This window comes from Mucilaginibacter sp. P4_D1 (assembly GCF_056401935.1).
Genome location: NZ_JBFUIJ010000001.1, coordinates 58,599 through 78,356, shown reverse-complemented (window position 1 = coordinate 78,356; position 19,758 = coordinate 58,599). Strand labels below are relative to the sequence as shown.

General features: G+C 44.9%; 16 protein-coding genes. 6 read left to right on the top strand and 10 right to left on the bottom strand.

All coding sequences use genetic code 11. The features are described 5' to 3' along the window. Window positions 1-78 precede the first annotated feature (78 nt). From AC1DV1_RS00335 to AC1DV1_RS00325, 3 genes are all read right to left on the bottom strand, one after another. Window positions 79-1,212: a redoxin domain-containing protein gene (locus tag AC1DV1_RS00335; protein WP_477353676.1), complete on the bottom strand. Its 1,134-nt coding sequence runs from the start codon at window positions 1,210-1,212 to the stop codon at window positions 79-81. 209 nt (window positions 1,213-1,421) lie between these two features. Beyond that, the gene (locus AC1DV1_RS00330; RefSeq protein ID WP_477353674.1) at window positions 1,422-2,594 is read right to left on the bottom strand and encodes a redoxin domain-containing protein; all 1,173 of its coding nucleotides are present in this window, start codon (window positions 2,592-2,594) and stop codon (window positions 1,422-1,424) included. 56 nt (window positions 2,595-2,650) lie between these two features. After that, complete coding sequence (locus tag AC1DV1_RS00325) at window positions 2,651-3,832, bottom strand: formimidoylglutamase (protein WP_477353672.1); 1,182 nt, start codon at window positions 3,830-3,832, stop codon at window positions 2,651-2,653. 247 nt (window positions 3,833-4,079) lie between these two features. Between AC1DV1_RS00325 and AC1DV1_RS00320 the strand changes: the two genes are divergently transcribed. From AC1DV1_RS00320 to AC1DV1_RS00310, 3 genes are all read left to right on the top strand, one after another. Continuing rightward, window positions 4,080-5,045, top strand: a complete 966-nt coding sequence (locus tag AC1DV1_RS00320) for an NAD-dependent epimerase/dehydratase family protein (protein WP_477353670.1) — start codon at window positions 4,080-4,082, stop codon at window positions 5,043-5,045. Between the two features lie 14 nt (window positions 5,046-5,059). Beyond that, the gene (locus AC1DV1_RS00315; RefSeq protein ID WP_477353668.1) at window positions 5,060-5,587 is read left to right on the top strand and encodes a PH domain-containing protein; all 528 of its coding nucleotides are present in this window, start codon (window positions 5,060-5,062) and stop codon (window positions 5,585-5,587) included. A gap of 90 nt (window positions 5,588-5,677) precedes the next feature. After that, on the top strand, window positions 5,678-6,664 hold the full coding sequence (locus tag AC1DV1_RS00310; protein WP_477353666.1) for an acyltransferase family protein: 987 nt from the start codon (window positions 5,678-5,680) through the stop codon (window positions 6,662-6,664). Window positions 6,665-6,706: 42 nt separating this feature from the next. Here the strand turns inward: AC1DV1_RS00310 and AC1DV1_RS00305 are convergent, their stop codons facing one another. Continuing rightward, window positions 6,707-6,853, bottom strand: a complete 147-nt coding sequence (locus tag AC1DV1_RS00305) for a hypothetical protein (protein ID WP_477353664.1) — start codon at window positions 6,851-6,853, stop codon at window positions 6,707-6,709. A 93-nt stretch (window positions 6,854-6,946) separates the two neighbouring features. On the opposite strand from AC1DV1_RS00305, the gene AC1DV1_RS00300 reads away from it, so the two are divergent. Continuing rightward, complete coding sequence (locus tag AC1DV1_RS00300) at window positions 6,947-8,236, top strand: HAD-IB family phosphatase (RefSeq protein ID WP_477353662.1); 1,290 nt, start codon at window positions 6,947-6,949, stop codon at window positions 8,234-8,236. A 91-nt stretch (window positions 8,237-8,327) separates the two neighbouring features. Here the strand turns inward: AC1DV1_RS00300 and AC1DV1_RS00295 are convergent, their stop codons facing one another. Continuing rightward, entirely contained in the window at window positions 8,328-8,795 is a 468-nt protein-coding gene (locus AC1DV1_RS00295; protein WP_477353660.1) for a universal stress protein, read from the bottom strand. A gap of 196 nt (window positions 8,796-8,991) precedes the next feature. Between AC1DV1_RS00295 and AC1DV1_RS00290 the strand changes: the two genes are divergently transcribed. Next, on the top strand, window positions 8,992-9,939 hold the full coding sequence (locus AC1DV1_RS00290; protein ID WP_477353658.1) for a tryptophan 2,3-dioxygenase family protein: 948 nt from the start codon (window positions 8,992-8,994) through the stop codon (window positions 9,937-9,939). 30 nt (window positions 9,940-9,969) lie between these two features. Here AC1DV1_RS00290 and AC1DV1_RS00285 read toward each other — a convergent pair whose 3' ends face one another. The 5 genes from AC1DV1_RS00285 to AC1DV1_RS00265 all read right to left on the bottom strand — a co-directional run bounded on the left by AC1DV1_RS00285 (window position 9,970) and on the right by AC1DV1_RS00265 (window position 16,032). Then, complete coding sequence (locus AC1DV1_RS00285) at window positions 9,970-11,295, bottom strand: MFS transporter (RefSeq protein ID WP_477353656.1); 1,326 nt, start codon at window positions 11,293-11,295, stop codon at window positions 9,970-9,972. Window positions 11,296-11,652: 357 nt separating this feature from the next. Further along, window positions 11,653-13,038: a M20/M25/M40 family metallo-hydrolase gene (locus AC1DV1_RS00280; protein WP_477353654.1), complete on the bottom strand. Its 1,386-nt coding sequence runs from the start codon at window positions 13,036-13,038 to the stop codon at window positions 11,653-11,655. Between the two features lie 138 nt (window positions 13,039-13,176). Then, complete coding sequence (gene recG, locus AC1DV1_RS00275; RefSeq protein WP_477353652.1) at window positions 13,177-15,279, bottom strand: ATP-dependent DNA helicase RecG; 2,103 nt, start codon at window positions 15,277-15,279, stop codon at window positions 13,177-13,179. Between the two features lie 235 nt (window positions 15,280-15,514). Continuing rightward, a complete protein-coding gene (locus AC1DV1_RS00270) occupies window positions 15,515-15,892 on the bottom strand; it encodes a RidA family protein (protein ID WP_439695777.1) in 378 nt (125 codons plus the stop codon). Further along, window positions 15,889-16,032, bottom strand: a complete 144-nt coding sequence (locus AC1DV1_RS00265) for a DUF6728 family protein (protein WP_477353650.1) — start codon at window positions 16,030-16,032, stop codon at window positions 15,889-15,891. The genes AC1DV1_RS00270 and AC1DV1_RS00265 overlap by 4 nt, the downstream gene beginning before the upstream one ends. A gap of 403 nt (window positions 16,033-16,435) precedes the next feature. Here AC1DV1_RS00265 and AC1DV1_RS00260 point away from each other — a divergent pair, with 403 nt between their 5' ends. Beyond that, entirely contained in the window at window positions 16,436-19,756 is a 3,321-nt protein-coding gene (locus AC1DV1_RS00260; RefSeq protein WP_477353648.1) for a SusC/RagA family TonB-linked outer membrane protein, read from the top strand. Window positions 19,757-19,758: the final 2 nt, after the last annotated feature.

The following is a 19,758-nucleotide window of genomic DNA, read 5'->3' as shown; positions in this document are numbered from 1 at the left end:
GATTAAGTGAGTGGTTGATTGGGTTTTTACCTGGCTAACTTAATCAACCTAATCTAACTTAATCAACCACTCACCAAACTATATTTTCCCAAAAATCTCGGCAAGTTTATCTTCCAGATCGTCGCCGCGCAGGTTTTTGGCAATTATTTTTCCGTTGGGATCTAACAGAAAGTTTTGCGGAATACCGCGAACGGCGTATAAACCTGCAGCTTTGCTGTCCCAAAATTTAAGATCAGAAACGTGGTTCCAGGTTAGGCCATCTTTGTGGATAGCAGCCAACCATTTGTCTTTAGCATTTGGCTTATCAAGCGATACACCCAAAATAGTGAATTTTTGACCTTTGTAATGGTTATAGGCTTTTACCACATTAGGATTTTCCCTGCGGCAGGGGCCACACCACGATGCCCAAAAATCAATCAAAACATATTGCCCGCGAAATGAAGACAGGTTGATAACTTTTCCGCTGGTGTCGGCCTCGGCAAATTCCGGTGCAACAGCGCCCAGGGCTACAGCCTTAAGTTTAGGCATTCTTTCGCCCAGTGCTTTACCTGCGTCGGTGCTTTTTACAGCAGGCGTTAAGGCATCGTATAAAGGTTTAAGATCAACATAATCGGCACTGTAGGCCAAAGTTTCAAGGGCGTTCAGGCTAATGATTGAGTTTGGGTTTTCGCTGATGAATTTTTTATCAGTGGCCGCGCTCAAATCGTCTATTGCTTTTTCCTCGGCTTTCTCTTTTTTAATATATTCCGGCGATGCTTTTTGCTCAGCCGTAGCTGCTTTTTGCTTTTCTTCCAAAGCAGTGTAGGCATCGTTTACAGGCTTTTGTAACAACTGGTATTTTTCGTTTTCCTGGTTGGTTTTAGGGCCGTCAACTGTGGCGTTTTCTATTTTATCTACGGCGTTTACACTAATTAAGCCAGGTTCAAGATAAATAGCCCGGTAGCCATCGGACTTACCCGTGCCCGTACCTTTTGAGTTAAACAACAAATAAGCGTTAAGCGGCGCGGCGCCAACCGAGCCTGCAAAATGGAATTTACCATTAACCACGGTACATGAATCATAAATAGGCTTGCCCTTAGGGAACCTGTATTCCAGGTACACTTTGGCAGGCGCATTAAAATCACCTATTTTACCTTGTATGTCATATTTGTTATCCTGTGCAAAAACAATAGCAGGCCATGTAGCTAATGCTAATAATATTATCTTTTTCATAAGCGATAAAGTTCAACTTGCAATATAATACGTAAAAACTATATATTACATATAGTCAGTAAAAAGTTACATTGTTTTCAATTTATACAAGTGGTACCGAATTGATGGATGAATCAACTCATCACATAACCGAATCGGCAATTTATCAATATCAGTTTTGCCAGGTCGACACAATCAAACTAATCTAACCCAATCAACCACTCACAAACCTATATCTTCCCAAATAGCTCGGTCAGTTTGGCATCAAGGTCTTCGCCGCGAAGGTTTTTGGCAATGATCTTTCCATCCGGTCCAATCAGGTAATTTTGTGGGATGGACGTTACAGAATAAAGGGCCGCAGCAGCATTATTCCAATACTTAAGGTCAGATACCTGCGTCCAGTCAAGTCCGTCGCTTTTGATTGCCGCAAGCCACGCCGATTTGTTTTCGGCCTTATCTAAGGACACACCCACAATGGTGAAGTTTTTAGTTTTATACTTGTTATAATTACGTACTACATTGGGGTTTTCCTGGCGGCAAGGGCCGCACCATGAAGCCCAAAAATCAAGCAAAACATATTTGCCCCTGAATGACGAGAGCTTAACCGGCGTACCGTTTACATCATTTTGCACAAAATCGGGCGCAATGGCACCTATTGCCGTAACTCTTAGGGCATCAAGTTGCGCTTTCATCACTTTACCGGCTTCAGTATTCCTTACATCGGCCGAAAGCGAGTTGTACAAAGGCTCAATTTCACCCGGATCGGGCGCCGGGCCACCAACCGAGCTCAATGCCAGCAGGCTCAGGTAGCTGTTGGGGTTATCGGTTATAAAGCTTTTTAAAGTATAGCTTTGCAGCGTTTGCAATGCTTTATATTTGCTTTGTATGGCGCTTTGGAATGCAGGCGACTTTTGTTGTTCGGGTGTAGCAGCCCTAACTTCGGCCATCAAATGCTCGCCGCGCATGTTGATGCTTTTTAGCTGGGCCTGTAGTTTAATATTATCAAGGTTAAGCTGCGAGCCGGTGATTTGCGCTTTTGAAACAGAATCTTTACTGGTAATAGTCAGTGTTCCTTTATCAATAAAAAAGTTAAGGTTGTCGGCATTTTTTGATAATGACCGGCCATCGCTATATTGCTGTGTGAATTTTTCTATCCCCAGGCCTTTGTAATCAACCACCAGCGTGGCATTAACCGGGTTAAGCATCGAACCTTTGAAACTAAAAACACCATTTACAATATCGGCCGAATCAATAACGCTGTTGGCGCCCAATTGATACGATAAATAAATTTTTGCCGGTGCACCTACGCTACCCAATTTACCATCTATAGTAAAGGTATCAGTAGTTTGGGCAAATGTAATTGCCGGTAATAAGATTATAATTAAAAAAAATATTTTCTTCATCAGAGTTAAAAACTATAAGGATTGATAACGTTAAAATGCTGGTATAATTGCTATTATCAGTTTAATTTTTGATAGGTGCGCCACCAAAGGTCGGGCAATTCGCCGGATGTGGCCGTTTTATAGTCGGCATAACTACAGGGCACCAGGTGAAAGCGTTCGTTTTTTGAGCCCCCTGTTGGGTAGGGTACCTGCATCCACCAGCGGTCTGATTTTTTGCTTTTTACAAACACAACCTCTTGGTCTTCATGCTTCAGGCTGGTTTTGTATATAAGGTATTGCGATTTTGGGTTGAGCGGAAAATCGCGCTTGCGACCGTAAAAACCATCAATAAAATACCAGATCATCTGCGCCAGCAACATAGCCGTTTGGCCATTATTATCGTAGGCCGGGTTAAACTCGTAAAAGCCTATCGAACTTAGCTTATCATTAAAACCGGCGTACCGGCATAGCTGGCAGGCCTCCTGCCCGTTAAAACCATTGGGGGTAGCATTCGCGTTGCCCGCAGCATCGGCCGACCTGATAGCTCCCACATCAAAACTCACCATGCTGGCATTGCGAATGGCAGGCTCGGTTACGGCAATGTTGCCGCTCAACTCGCCAAGGCGGTGTACATCAAAGTAAAGCTTATCCATCACCCGCAAACTTTCCTGGCTGGCAAAATAAGTTTGGTATCCCAGGTTACTGAAATTAAACAGGTAATTAGGCTCGTGTAAAAATATCTTGTTGAGGTATGATTGCGAAGTTGTTTCCAATCCTGCCGGGGTTTCATCCTCGTCAAGGTCAAAACGGGCATCTACTACCACCAGGTCAACCTTCTGTTCCAGGTCTTCGTAGCCCAGGTATTGGGCGTAGGTTAAATCCTGACCGCCACCTAAAATAATGGGGATAATATCTTTTTTTACCAGCTCAGAAACCACGGTTTTAAGGGCAAAGTAGGTATCGGTAACCGACGCGCCTGCTGCGATATTGCCCAGGTCGGCAATTTTTAAGTTGTAACCACCCTCATTAAGCTGGTAAAGTTTCTCGCGGATATAGTCGGGGCCAAGGGCACAGCCTTGGTTATCGGTAGCATTCCGATCGTCCATAACGCCAATGATGGCCAGGTCGGTTCTCTCTTCCAGGTCAGGAAAATCGACAGAATAATGCACAATTTTATCGCCAAGCTGACTGGTATAGTAGCCCTTTTTAGGAGTGATCTTCTTCAGATCGATGGGTTTAAAAAAATCAGCTAAGGACATAATGTTCGATGTGCAAATGTGCAGATGTGCAAATGTGCAGATTGATGGGCAGATGTGCAAATGATTGATGGGCAGATTTCAGGTGAACATTTTTTGTCTGAACTGAATTTTCAGAATTAATGAATGAGTAGAATTGACGAATAACAAACCAAACAGGCAATCAAAAATCAAAATCCTGCATCTGCATATCTGCACATCTGAAATCTGCACATTTATGAACATATTTGCACATCTGAAATCCGTATATATGATTCTAATTACTGGCGCAACAGGTTTTCTCGGGGCCGAACTGGCAAAACTGCTGGTTACAACAGGCTCAAACATTCGTTGCACCAAACGGGCTGCTTCAAGCATACCGGCTTTACTTGGTCCTTTTCAATCGCAAATTGAATGGGTTGAGGCCGACATGCTGGATATTTTTGCTTTGGAAAATGCCTTAGCTGGCGTAACCCAGGTTTATCATTGCGCGGCGTGGGTATCGTTAAAATCGACCGATAAAAAGCCGATGATCAATACTAACGTGACCGGCACGGCCAACCTGGTTAATTTATGTGCCGAAAAGGGCATCAGGATGGTTCACGTAAGCTCGATAGCCGCCATAGGCCTGGCCAAACCCGACGACCTTACGACCGAAAACCATCACCTGGAACAATCAACAGAAAACGACGGTTACGCCATTTCAAAGCTGGAGAGCGAGATGGAAGTATGGCGCGGTATTGCCGAAGGGCTGGATGCTGTAATTGTGAATCCATCACTTATCATCGGTGCAAGCGCGGGTAAAGTTGGCAGCGGTGCCTTATTTGAAACCATTCGTAAGGGCCTTAAATTTTATACAGCTGGCACTATTGGCTTTGTTGATGTGGAGGATGTGGCCAAATGTATGGTTGGCTTGATGAACAGTGATATCACCGCCGAGCGCTACATTATCAGCGCCGAAAATCGCACCTATCAATCTATAACTACCGAGGCAGCAAACGGATTTGGGATTAAGCCGCCTGCCATTTTAGCCAAACCCTGGCTAATGGAAATTGGCTGGCGCGGTGCGGCAGCAATTGCCGCGTTAACCGGTAGCGACCCGGCAATCGATAAAACATCGGCGCAGGCGGCATCGGTGATCCGGGAGTTTGATAACTCGAAAATTAAGAATGCTATCGGCATTGAATTTAAGCCGATAAGTGAAAGCATTAAAGAGATTTGTGCCGTGTTGCACTAATTGAAGATGGCTTTATGGATACGGCAAAACGGTATACATTTAATCCCCGGCGCTTAATTTTTGAGTCGGTTTTTACTTTTGCATTGGTCGGTTTTGCTATTTGGTTTACCGTAAAAGCAGTATCGTTGTTTCCCCCATCAGGGCCTCTATTATTGTTTTTGCTATTGTTTTTTAGTGGTTTGGTAGCAATACTATACCAACAAATAAAGACTTTGCTTGTACTGAAGCAGTATTACCAATTCGATAGGGATAAAACAATAACACTAAGCGCTGACAGACTAACACTCAACATGGGTCAAGATGATCTTGATATACACATTAACAGTGATGAAGTTGTGAAAGTCGAGATTTATAAAGGTCAACCCTGGGGCAGATTCCAGGGTTTTAGTTATATGATATTACACACAATAAATAAACAAAAGATAATCATTACCCAGTTTACCGTACCATTGCTTGTTCATGATAAGATATTTAAAAAGTTTTTGGGGAAGAAACCAAGAAAATATTTTAAAAAGAGATTCAATTTTATCGATCTGAATTAAAGCGCAATCAGAACAGACAACCCGCCGTATTGAAGCTAATTGGTATGTTTATTTACGCCAATATCATTACCTTGCCCATTCATTTTTCACATGCAACCCGACAAAAGAAACCACCTGATAGATTTGCTGAGGATACTGGCAGCTTCATGGGTAGTTTTTTTTCATCTCAATCAGCCTATAAAACCTATTGATAACTGGTACCGCGATTTTTGCAAATACGGGCACCTGGGGGTACCTATATTTTTTATCATAAGCGGTTACTGTATACTCATTGCGCTGCACCATGCCAAAAAACCAACCGAATTTATAGTAAGGCGTTTCTTCCGCATCTTCCCTCCCTATTGGTTTAGCCTGGTTATTACCGCGGTTATCGTATTATTACTTAAGCTGATAACCCATGTAAATTCCGTAGCCGTGCTCCCTAAAGGTATTGCGGGCATAGTAGCCACAATTACACTCATTACATCACCCATCACTGTAGTAAAAACCATTAACTGGGTGTACTGGACATTATCATGCGAAGTTTTTTTTTACCTGGCTGTGTTTGCCTGCGCTTTTTTCAAAAAAAAATATTTTGTAATTGCTTTGATAGTGATAACGCTTTTGAGTATCGTTTTACCGCAATTTGAATCGGGACCCTTGTTCTTTTTAAACCTATGGCCATTATTTAGCCTTGGTGTGGCCATATACCAGTTACTGCACAAGCCTACCTATAAATGGTTTAATATTGCCTTATTGGCTTTTACCGCGGTCGACTTTTATGCAACCCATCAATCCTATATTTACATTGTACTTTGCTTAATTACGGGGGGGCTTATCGTTATCAACCACTTTAAACCGCTAAAAAGTAATTTACTTAGCCGCTATGGCGATGTTTCTTATTCACTTTACCTGATACACGTGCCTATCGGCATCTATTTGTTTGGGCACTTGAAAACTACCGCGATACAAACCAATGTGACTTTAAATATTATTTTTGATGTTGCGCTATTGATATTCCTGGTGTTTCTTTCCAGGCTAATGCACCGGTATATTGAATTGCCCGCTATCAGATATGCCAAGAGGTTTGGAAAGTGAATTTTGGTGAGTGGTTGATTGGGCTAGAATAAGTTGATCAGGTTATATTTTTTTGATACTATGTTTTTTTCCATAAGCCTTGATCAGCTTTAAAACCACCCATACAACTACCCCAATAATTACAATGAAAATTGCCGCACTGACTGTAGTCCAAAGTGCCAGTGCTGTTGATGGAGATAATAATTCCATATAATCTAATTTAATAATGCCACAATATATGACTAATGAACTAATAAACCAATGAACTAATGAACCAAAAAAATTCGCACATTTGCACCCAAGATGGAGCAGTACTTTATTATTGATTTCGACAGCACTTTTACACAGGTTGAGGCCCTTGACGAACTGGCCCGCATATCCCTCAAAAATCATCCCGATCGTGAGGGTATTTACAAACAGATAGAAGATTTAACCAATGCCTCGATGGAAGGCAGGTTATCCTTTACCCAAAGTTTAGAAGCCCGGGTTAAATTATTATGTGCCAACCGCGATCATTTAAAGCAACTCATCAGCCACCTTAAGAAAAAGGTATCTACCTCATTCTCGCGTAACACCATCTTTTTTAAAAATCACCAGGACGAGGTTTTGATCGTATCCGGCGGTTTTAAAGAGTTTATTACGCCTGTAGTTACCGAGTATCATATTAAAAAAGAAAACATTTACGCCAATACTTTCGAGTTTGACGACGAAGGTAATATTATAGGATATGACCGTACCAACCCCCTGTCGCAAGAGGGTGGCAAGGTTAAATTGCTTAAAGAGTTGCAGTTACCCGGCGATATTTACGGCATAGGCGATGGCTACTCCGATTTCCAGTTGAAGGAATCGGGCATGATCAAGAAGTTTTATGCTTTTACCGAAAACATTGAACGTAAATCTGTAACCGAAAAGGCCGACCACGTTACCCCAAGCTTTGATGAATTCCTGTACCTGAATAAATTGCCACGGGCCATATCATATCCCAAAAACCGCATTAAATGCCTGGTAGTTGGCGCAATTGATGAAGAGGCACAGGCCCAAATGAAAAAAGAGGGTTACAACATCCGTAACCGGGATGAGATTGAAGATAAATATTTAGAAGAAGCCGGTGTTTTATTTTGCGATGAAGACCACCAGCCAACGCCCGAGCAGGTACAAAATTCCGGCCGGTTAAAAGTGATAGGTATTTTTGGCAAATGCAGTAACAAACTTGCCGAAACAGCCACCGAAAATGGCATTATTATATTTGACGACCCGAGACATAACCCACACAACAACGATTTTTTGCCAAAAAGGGTATTGGCTTTCATGAACGAGGGCAAAACGCATACCAGCTGCAATTTTCCCGATTTACAGCCTCCAAGGGTTAACAATGCACACCGTTTAATCCACATCCACAAAAATGTGCCCGGCATCCTGGCTAAAATAAACGATGTATTTGCCCGCCACAACATCAATATTGTTGGCGAATTCTTGGTTACCAACCCACAAATAGGGTATGTAATTACCGACGTTAATACAGGCTACGATACCCAGGTACTCAACGAGTTAAAGGCGATTGAGCATACCATAAAATTCAGACTGCTTTATTAGTGTTGCGAGGATCGGGTTGCGGGGTTCGGGTATTGACCTGCGCTCCGGATTTAAAGTTTCACACACCTCACCACCCGAACCCCGAACCTCACTAAGCGATAAACGGCACAACCAATACCGGGATAGTTGAATGCCTGACAACGTTTTCGGCTACGCTGCCCATAAGGAAACGATCAAGCCCCGTGCGGCTATGCGTACCTAATACAATCAGGTCGGCATTAAATTGTTTAGCGCAGCCAAGAATACCATCGGCGGTAATATTAAAATCGGTAAACGAGGTAACCTCAAGCTCACCCGCATATTCTTTTTTAATACTTTCAATTAATGATAAAGATTGCTTTGATTGTATATCAATTAACTCAGCCTGATCGATGCCAATGGTTCCCATTGGCATCCCCCCTAAGCTATCGTTAGGGTCTGATGGAAAAACAGTCGGCTCGATAATATGTACCAGGCCCACCGCGGCATTATAAGTGTGTGCAATATCAAACCCATACGCTGCAGCATTATGCGCATAAGTGCTATCATCAATGCCTATTAATATTTTACTGATTTTCATGATGTTTAAGGTTGTCTGAATCAGAATTTACAGAATTTGAGAATGAACAGGATGAGAGCTTAGTATTGGCATTCTGAGAATCCCTTAATTCTGTAAATTCTGATTCAGACATAAGACAGCCCGTATCAAAAAATGTTTTAATTTTCGGTTTTGCATTGCCTTGTTTAACCTCATCTCATTTTTGTTACCTTTGATTATGCAATTCTCTCCAGAAATTGAAGGGCGCCTGGCGCAGTTACAGGAAAAATACGAGGCCATGGGCCAGGATATGAACTCCTATCTTGACGGATTGTTATACGCCGATTTTTTAACCTACTGGGATTACATCCATCTGGATACATTATTGAGCCTGCAAAGCCCTAAAACGCCCTTTCCCGACGAAGAGATCTTTATCATCTATCACCAGATAACCGAATTATATTTTAAGCTGGCATTGCATGAGTGCCAACAGATAGCTGCCGCCCAACCCCTAACTGTTGATTTTTTTACGGCACGTTTAAAGCGCATTAACAGATATTTTGGTGCGCTAACCCAATCATTTGAGATTATGGTTGATGGGATGGAAAAAGAACAGTTCCTGAAGTTCAGGATGTCGCTACTGCCGGCCAGTGGTTTTCAATCTGGCCAGTACAGGATGATAGAGATATACGCCACCGATTTTATTAACCTGGTAGCTAAGGATAAACGTGAAGAGCTGCGTACCGCCACAATTGACGAGCAATTTGAATACCTGTACTGGAAGTTTGGCGCCACCGAACTATCAACCGGTAAAAAAACCCTGACGCTTAAACAGTTCGAAAAAAAGTACGCCAAAACATTCATTGAGCTGGGTAAGGCAAATGTTGGCTATAATTTTAACACGCTGGCTTTAAAATTTGAGGCCGAAGGCCAGCTTACACCTGAATTAAAAGCCGAATTACGTCAGCTGGATGTAAATGTAAACGTAAACTGGCCGTTATCGCACTACAAATCGGCCGTGCGCTACCTTAACCGCGAACCTGAAGAAATAAAAGCCACCGGCGGTACCAACTGGCAAAAATACCTGCCTCCGCGCTTTCAGAAACGTATTTTTTACCCATCCCTCTGGAGTGCCGATGAAGTGGAGCACTGGGGAAAGGCCTGGGTGGATAGCGTGTTAGGATAAAGACCATCACCCCTTAAAGGGAAGGCTTTATTATGATTTAACAATTTCTTCCTCCGCAACTTCGGGCGGTTGAATTTGGCTTAGTGACAGTGGCACTAGCCTTTTGGTTTTCAAATAGGTTATCCCCACAATAAGCATCGTCATACTACCGCCAAAAAGCACAGAGGGCACGGTACCCAATAACCGGGCCGCCGTACCCGATTCAAAAGCGCCAATTTCGTTTGATGAACCTATAAACATCTGGTTTACCGCCGATACCCGGCCACGCATATGATCGGGCGTTAACAACTGCATAATTGTGCCACGGATAATTACGCTAACGCTGTCAAACGCGCCTTCGGTAAATATAAAAAACAACGATAAGTAGAAGCTTTTAGACAAACCAAAGCATATAATTGAAAGCCCAAAACCGGTTACAGCTATCAGCAAATTACGCCATGGCTTACCCATGGGCGAAAACCGGGTCATTACCAACATGGTTAACACCGCGCCTAATGACGATGTTGCCCGCATAATGCCCAATCCCTCGGCCCCTACTTTCAAAATCTCGTTGGCAAAAACCGGCAGCAAAGCCACAGCACCACCAAAAAATACCGAGAACAGATCAAGACTCATGGCGCCGATCATCATTTTATTCCCGAATACAAATTCAATTCCTGCCGAAAGGCTTTTCCAGATATTTTCCTTCGGTACAAATACAGGCGGATACTTTCGCAACAGCGCAACCAACACCAACGATACAACCAGGAAAAATATAATACAGCCAAATGTTGCGGTGATGCCACTTATACCAAAAAACTTATCCGAATAACCGTAAATCAATCCTCCCGCAGCCGGGCCAATGATTGACGCTACCTGCCAGCTCGAGCTGCTCCAGGTACTGCCATTAGGGTATACTTCCTTAGGGATGCTATGCGCGTAAATAGTAAAAGTAGCCGGGCCGTAAAATGCGCGGGCAATGCCATTACAAAATATCATCACATAAATTATCGGAATAATCCATCCTACATGAATAATGCCGCTCATGCTTTTAAGCGTAACCGTAAACATCACCAGTGATGTAAGTATAACGCCGCTAAATATCAGCAAGAGCATTTTGCGCTTCTCCGATTTATCGGCAATATAGCCTCCGTACAGGGCAATGCTTATAGCCGGAATAGCCTCGCACAAGCCAATTAAACCCAATGCAAAAGCACTATGGGTAATCTGGTACATGTAAAAGCCAATAACCACGGCCTGCATTGAATATGCAAAGGTGAAACAAAAGCGCATGCCGATGTATGACCTGAAGTCTTTATATCGCAATGCTGCAAAGGAATCTATTTTCTGGGGTGTACTATCGCCTTCTTCAGTCACAGGGTTGTTTTAGATGAAGCGCAAATTTACAACACGATTTTCAGGATTTAACAGAATTTTCAGGATTTTTTTGATGCGCAAATAGTAGATGTGCACACTATTTACCTAAAAACCGCATGATTGCCCGCATACCATACCAGAAACATCACCTTATCTTCAAAATTTATATATGGGCATTACCCTCGTTCCTCGGGTCAGGCTATGCGCTTATACTGCACAGGCCTTAGCCACATTTGGCCGGTATCCGCTCCTATCCTTAATGCAAAAAAGCCGCCTGTGATGACACAGGCGGCGGAAAAAATTAATTCACTAACAATTCATCATCTGCACATCTGAAATTTGAAATCTGCACATCTATCAAAACCCGTGCTGATCGATCAGGTAAATAAGTGCTGCCATACCGGCATCGCCTAATTCGAGTTCGCGTTTGTTTACGTTTTCAAAAACATCGTTGGGTGTGTGGTGAATATCAAAATACCGCTGTGAATCGGGCCTGAAGCCGATTAACACTACACCAGGTACCGTTTTTTTCATTGGTTCAATGTCTGCACCGGCACCGCCGATAGTTAATTGATCAACTTCATATGGCTCAAGCAGGGCTTTCCAGTTGCTGTTCACTTTAGCTATAAAATCTTTAGATACATCCGAAAAGCTGAAACCGCGCGGTGTAAATCCGCCTTCGTCTGTTTCAATGGCGGCAATGTGTTCTTCCTTATTTTGGGCAGCAAGTTCGGCGTATTTAATACCTCCTTTATCACCATTTTCTTCGTTCATGAAAAATACGGCACGAATCGAATTTTTAGGGCGATAGCCTACCACCTTAAGCACACGCAGCACTTCGGCCGATTGCATTACACCGGTACCATCGTCATGTGCACCTTCGGCCAAATCCCATGAATCAAGGTGACCACCTACGGTGATGAACTTATTAGGATGCTCTGTACCAGTTAGTTCGCCAACCACATTATACGACAACACATCGGGCAATAACTGGCAGCTTTGTTTAAAATAGAATTTGGCTGCCGGGAATTTACGCATTTTAAGCATGGCGCTCAGCTTGTTAGCCGCTTTGGTGGAGATTGCCGCGGCCGGGATATTTTTGCCATCCTTATCAACCAACGTTGCACCGGTGTGGGGGTAATCATCCAGCGACTCGGTCAATGAGCGGACGATAACGCCTACCGCGCCATATTTGGCAGCGGCGGCTGGGCCCATAAAGCGCTGATCGCCAGCCGTTCCGTAAGCACGGCCGGTTTCAATAAACCGGGGGTCGAACGGGCGGTTGAAGAATACTATTTTGCCTTTAATAGCCGCCTCGCCAAGGGCTTCCAGTTCTTTAAGGCTCTGTACTTCAATAACATTGGCAGTTATTCCTTCTTTCGGGGTAGCAACTGTCATGCCCAGGGCGGCAATAGGCACCGGGATACGGTTTTTACCATCAATAATAAAGGCTATTTCTTTGCCTCCGCGCACCCAGTGGGGCACCATAACTTCCTGTAAATAAACCTTATCGAAGCCGTAGCTTTCCATGAGTTTCTTGCTCCACTCCACCGCTTTTTGGGCGTTGGCCGAGCCACTGATACGCTGGCCTATATTTTTGCACAGGTAGCGCAGGCTTTCATAACTTTTGCCGTTTACAAGGGCTTCGTCGTAAATTTTGCGGATCATGAGGGAGTCCTGCTGGGCGTGGACAAAGGTGGCCGACAGCATGGCGGCGCATAATAGGGTAAATGTTTTTTTCATCAAAAATTGTTAATAGGATGGTAAATAATGCGCAATAAACTTCAAATTTTGAGCAAAAAGTTTCAACTTTTCACAAGTTTATTTTAAAGTAAAGTCAGTCGGAAACAAATTTAATATTTTGCGGCAATAATGAAAGCCTCAGGAAATTTTATCCCAGCTTAAACCGGCATTTTTTGTTTCGAAGGCATGGTGCAGCACCTGGTTTTCAGGCAGGGCCAGTTGGGGGTCTTTGGCGAAGATCTGCTCTACCGTTTTGCGGGCCTTAAACAACAGCTCTTGGTCGGTAGCCAGGTTGGCAACCTTCAGGTCGAGCACGCCGCTTTGCTGGGTACCGTCCAGGTTGCCGGGGCCGCGCAGTTGCAGGTCGATCTCCGAAATCTCGAAACCGTTATTGGTTTTCACCATGGTATCCAGGCGAATTTTTCCATCGTGGCTCAGCTTGTGGCTGCTCATTAAAATACAATACGATTGCTCGGCCCCGCGTCCTACCCTGCCGCGCAGCTGGTGCAGTTGCGACAGGCCAAAACGCTCGGCATTTTCAATGATCATTACCGAGGCATTGGGCACGTTAACACCAACCTCTATCACCGTGGTGGCCACCATAATTTGTGTTTGCCCCTTAATGAAGCGCTGCATCTCAAATTCCTTATCGGCTGGTTTTAATTTGCCATGAACAATGCTGATCCTATAGTCGGGCAATGGAAACTCGCGCGAGATAATTTCGATGCCTTCTTCCAGGTTTTTAAGGTCGAGCTTCTCGTTTTCCTTAATCAGCGGGTATACAATATAAATTTGCCGGCCCAGGGCAATTTCCTTTTTCATAAAACCAAACACCCGCAGGCGCTGGTTATCAAAAAAGTGCAGTGTTTGGATAGGCTTACGGCCGGCGGGCAACTCATCAATTACCGATACATCCAGATCGCCGTACAGCGTCATGGCCAGGGTGCGGGGGATGGGTGTTGCCGTCATCACCAGGATGTGGGGTGGCACAACGTTCTTTCGCCAAAGCCTGGCCCGCTGCTCTACCCCAAAACGGTGCTGCTCATCAATAACCACAAAGCCCAGGTTTTTAAATTGCACTTTATCTTCTATCAGGGCGTGCGTGCCAATCAGTATCTTCATTTCGCCGCTTTCGAGTTTCTGGTGTAGCACCCTGCGGTCTTTTTGTTTGGTTGATCCGGTTAGCAAGGCCACCTCGATAAACCCATCGCCAACCAAACTGCTGATGGTTTGGTAATGCTGGCTGGCCAATATTTCGGTGGGTGCCATAATACAGGTCTGGAAGCCGTTATCAACAGCAATCAGCATGGCCATCAGGGCAACAACGGTTTTGCCGCTGCCTACATCGCCCTGCAGCAGGCGGTTCATTTGCACACCGCGTTGGGTATCCTGCCTTATCTCTTTTAACACCCGCTTTTGCGGCGTGGTAAGCTGAAACGGTAATTTATGGTGATAAAAATCATTAAAATAATGGCCCACGGTACCGAATACGTTCCCCTTAAACTTTTGAGTATGCAGCATTTTATTGCGCAGGAGCTTAAGCTGCAGCAAAAACAATTCCTCAAACTTAAGCCGGTGCAAAGCCTCGTTCAGCAAATTGGCATCGGCCGGAAAATGGATATTGCGGTATGCATCGGCCCTGCCCAGCAGTTTAAAGTGCTGGATAATGTACAGCGGCAAATTTTCTTTAATATCCTTGGCGTGCAGGCCCAGTAAGGCAGCCGTTAGCTTTTGGATGCCTTTGCTATCCAACTGAAACTGCTTAAGCTTTTCGGTAGAGTTGTATACAGGCTGCAAGGTGGCGTTACCCTGCCGCTGCATATTGGCAGGCGAATAAATTTCCATTTCGGGATGCGCCATTTGGGCTTGCCCGTTAAAGGAGCCCGCCTTGCCAAATACAATATATACGGTGCCCGGCACAATGGTTTTATCAATCCAGTTGATGCCTTTAAACCAAACCAGCTCAAGCGTACCAGTATCATCACGGGTTTGTACAACCAGGCGCTTAGTGTGCTTTTCGCCAACAATTTGCTTGCTGATAACACGGGCCAAAACCTGCACGTAAGGCAAGTCGGGGTTAATATCTTTTACCTTGTAAAATTTGGTCCGGTCGATATACCGGAAGGGGAAATGGCGTAGCAGGTCTTCAAAAGTGGCAATAGCCAATTCTTTTTTCAACACCTCGGCCCGGGTTTGGCCCGCGCCTTTTAAATATGTAAGTGGTGTTTGAAAAGGATCCATAGGCCTCACCTAAATCCTCTCCAAAGGAGAGGACTTTTGATTTGCGTGTTTGTTAAACCATGTGTTATAATCGTTATCCTTAGTATCTCTCCATCACAAAGGATTATGTCATTGCGAGGAACGAAGCAATCTCCTGCTTTTCAGGGCGGATGTGCATAGTTCGCGATTGCTTCGTTCCTCGCAATGACATATAGTCGCTCCTCCCTCTCCTTTGGAGAGGGCCTGGGTGAGGCTCTTATTTTACCGCAATAACCGATATCTCTACATTAACGCCTTTTGGCAATGCAGATACCTGTACCGTTTCGCGGGCAGGGAAGTTTGATGTAAAATAGGTACCGTATACTTCGTTCACCTGGCCAAAATTACCCAGATCTGTTAAAAATATGCTGGTTTTTACCACGTTGGCAAAGCCGATGCCTGCTTCGGTTAAAATGGCTTTAATGTTTTCCATTACTAAAACGGCCTCATCTTTAATACCGCTGGTAACAAGCTCGCCGGTGGCGGGGTTAAGGGGTATCTGGCCGGATACAAATACAAAATTACCGGCAACAGTTGCCTGGCTGTACGGCCCGATAGGTGCAGGCGCGTTATTGGTGTTTATTATTTCCATCATTTTTTAAGTATGAACACTTGTATCAGCTTGTAGATGATGCCCGCTAAAAACATAATTATGGCAATTGCATTGATAATATGCATGGCCCGCAGGTTAAAACTGGTAGGCCTGTTGGGATCTTTTTTTCTAAAGAAATACATAATACAAACTTAGTAAAAAAAAGAGCCTCACCCAACCCTCTCCAAAGGAGAGGGCTTTTGATTTGCATGTTTTAAAAACCGCCCCGCTCCCGCGAGCTTGCAGCTCGTGGGTACCATGTTTGCAGCTTTCAGCTGCCCCACGCTAAGCGGATATGGATACGTAAGCCGGAAGCTTACACCAGGTTGCTCACGAGTTACGCTATGCTAACCTCGCGAGAGCGCACACACACCTCCACCTCCCGTTCAATACAATTAAAAAAAGTCCCCCAAAAATGAGTATCCCGTTCCTCTTTTAATGTCTTTACCATACTAATTACCTGCCCGGGGCACTAAAAATAAACCAATAATTAAACAACTGAAACCCAATACAAATTAAAATTATGAACATTAAAACCAACACTTTATGAATGTTTTTTACCAAACAAAACCCCGGATACTACGGCTGTTTGCTGTACTTCTGTTAATTGCCTGCGCGGTAACAGCATCGGCCCAAAACAAGGCCGTTACCGGTAAAATTCTCGACGCCAGCACCGGCGAGGCGGTTATAGGGGCCACTGTGCTGGCCGTAGGTACATCAAACGGGGTGGCGGCCGATCTGAACGGTACTTTTAAAATTACCGTTGCAGCAAATGCTTCGCTGCAGTTCAAAAGCATTGGCTATACATCGGTTACGGTAGCCGCCGATTTTGATAAGCCGATGATCATCAAACTGGAGCCATCAAACAAAGGCCTGGAAGAGGTGGTCGTGGTAGGCTATGGCCAACAAAAACGGGCTACCGTTTCAGGAGCGGTTGCCAGCGTATCCTCGAAGGTTTTCCAGGACAGGGGGCCTATCAATAACCCGCTCGAATCATTACAGGGCCAGGTTCCCGGTGTTGTGGTTACCCGCACATCTGCCCAGCCCGGCCGCGAAAACTGGAACTTCCAGATCCGCGGGGCCACATCTACCAACACACAGGATCCGCTTATTGTGCTGGATGGGGTAGCGCTGGTTAACAATGCCGAGCTAAACTCCATCAACCCGAATGATATTGACAATATATCTTTCCTGAAAGATGCAGCTGCATCCATTTACGGTGCACGCGCGGCCTTTGGCGTAGTGCTTATCACCACCAAGAAAGCCAAATCGGGTAAAATGGATGTACAGTACCTGTCTACCATATCCCAAAAAAGGCTTGGTCTTCAGCCTATTTTGATCAATAACCGGCAGTGGGGCCAAAGTTTAAAAGAAGCCTTAACCAACGATAACTATGGCGTAGCCCCAACCAGCTATCTTTGGTACCAACTGGCCGACCTGGCCACCCATCCGCCTGATTCTCTTTATATCGATATTACCAAATTGCCAGGCTATGCCGGTTCGGCCAATGGGGTTTTATATAATGGCACGCCGCTGCCTTCATTTGGCGATGTTAAGGACTTTACCTTTTTTGATACCAACATGCAAAAAATGTTGTGGGGAAACGCCACATCAACCCAACAGGATCTCAGTTTTTCGGGCTCGGGCGACCGCGGCGGCTACCGGGTGTCTTTAGGTTACCTTAACGACGGCAGCCAGTTAAAATGGGGCCTTAATGGAAACCAGCGTTATAACCTCCGTTTAAACCATAGCTACAAATTTAGCGACAGGGTAAACCTGGAAACCAATATATCCCTTGAAAGAAATAATATACAACAACCTACGCTATACAGCTACGGTGGTTACAGCGCACTGAGCAACTACGGCCAGCCAGGCCTGCCCGCGTTTACTTCAAAAGGGCAGCCTTATGCCTGGGGAACGGTTTACAGCGCCCCTGCATTGCTTAAATATGGTGGCGATAATAAGGAATCGAACAGCAGGGCTTTGCTTAATTCAACCTTTACCTACAATTTTGCCCAACACCTTACATTTACAGCAGTAACCGGCTACCATGTATGGTACCAGGATAGCAGGATACAGCAAAAGCAGGTGCAGTTTTACAACTATGCCGGTAACCTGTTAATACAAACTAACCCGATAAACGGCGGCAACGGCGGCAGCAATACGTTTTACAACCGCAGCAATATTACCGAGCCTTATTATAACCTGGCCGGCAGGGTATCGTACGATAACGTATTTAACAAGGTTCATGCGGTTGGTGTAATGCTGGGCAGTTCATATGAGCGCGACGAGTACAATTATTTTACCACCCGCACCTATAACCTGGGCAGCGATGATATCCCATCGTTAGGAACCGGCGTTACCAGCGGCACCGCCGGTTTTGTAACCAATGGCGAAACTCAGAACCATTATGCACTGGGATCATATTTCGGCCGGGCAACTTATACTTACAACAGCAAATATAACCTGGAGGTGCAGGGCCGTTATGATGGCTCGTCAAAATTTATTGCTGATAAACGGTGGAAAATATTTGGTTCGGTGTTGGGTTCATGGCTTATATCCGAAGAATCATTTGTTAAAAACCTTAACATCTTCTCAACCCTTAAACTGCGGGCAAGTTACGGAACCACCGGCAGCCAAAGCGGCATCGGCTTGTACGATTACCTGCAGTCGCTTAACGTAAATACCGGCGGCGCGTTATTGGGCAATAACCTGGCAACATCTGTAACTACTACCGGCAGCCTGGTTTCGCTTAACCGGACCTGGGAAACCGTAGTTAAAAAGAACCTGGCATTAGATTTCGGCATTTTAAACGACCACCTTTCGGGCTCATTTGACATCTACCGGAACCAAAACAATAACATGCTGCTTAACCAACTGTATCCGGGGGTACTTGGCGCCAGCGCACCAACACAAAACATCGGCACGTTACATACCTGGGGGTATGAAGGCAGCCTTACCTGGCGGTCAAACATCGGCAAGTTAACGTACTCCATTAGCGGTACAATTACCGATAACCAAAACAAGCTGGTTCATTTTGGCGGGGCAAATGTTATTGGGCCGGGTTATAACGCCACCGTTGAAGGGTATCCCCTTGGATCGTATTTCGGTTTAAAATATGGAGGCAAGCTTCAAACCCAGGCCGAAGTTGATGCCTATAACGCACAATACGCACCTACCGGAAGCACCAACAATATAGGCCTTCCTATACCATCGGCACTTGCCAACCCTGCCGGCCAGATGAGCGGCCTGCGCCCGGGCGATAATAAGTTTGTGGATGTTAATGGCGATGGTAAACTGAGTATAGGAGGCACTACCGCCGATAAAGGCGATCTTGTTTACCTGGGATCGGATAACCCAAGATACAGTTACGGCCTTAACCTTGGTTTACAGTGGAACGGTTTCGATTTTTACTCCATTTTCCAGGGAGTTGGCAAACGGGCCGTGTTGCGTACCGGGTCGTCAGCAAACTTCAGCGTGCCTTTCCTATCTATTTTCCAGGGTCAAACAACATCGTACCTGGGCAATGTTTGGTCGCCCGAAAATCCGGATGCTTATTATCCAAACCTGCATTCGGCACAAAACAATGGTATCAACAACTATAATTACCAGCCATCAACCTGGCGTGTGCAAAACGGCGCTTATGTACGGCTTAAAAACGTAGTGCTTGGTTACACCATACCTAAAAGCCTGCTGGCACACACACATGCCATAAAAGGCCTGCGGGTTTACTTTTCAGGCAGCGACCTATGGGAAAAAACCTATATACATGACGGCTGGGACCCTGAAGTTACCAGGACAGTGGCCGGCAACGAAAGATACCCATTTTACCGCTACCTCACTCTTGGCGTAAACGTGACTTTTTAATT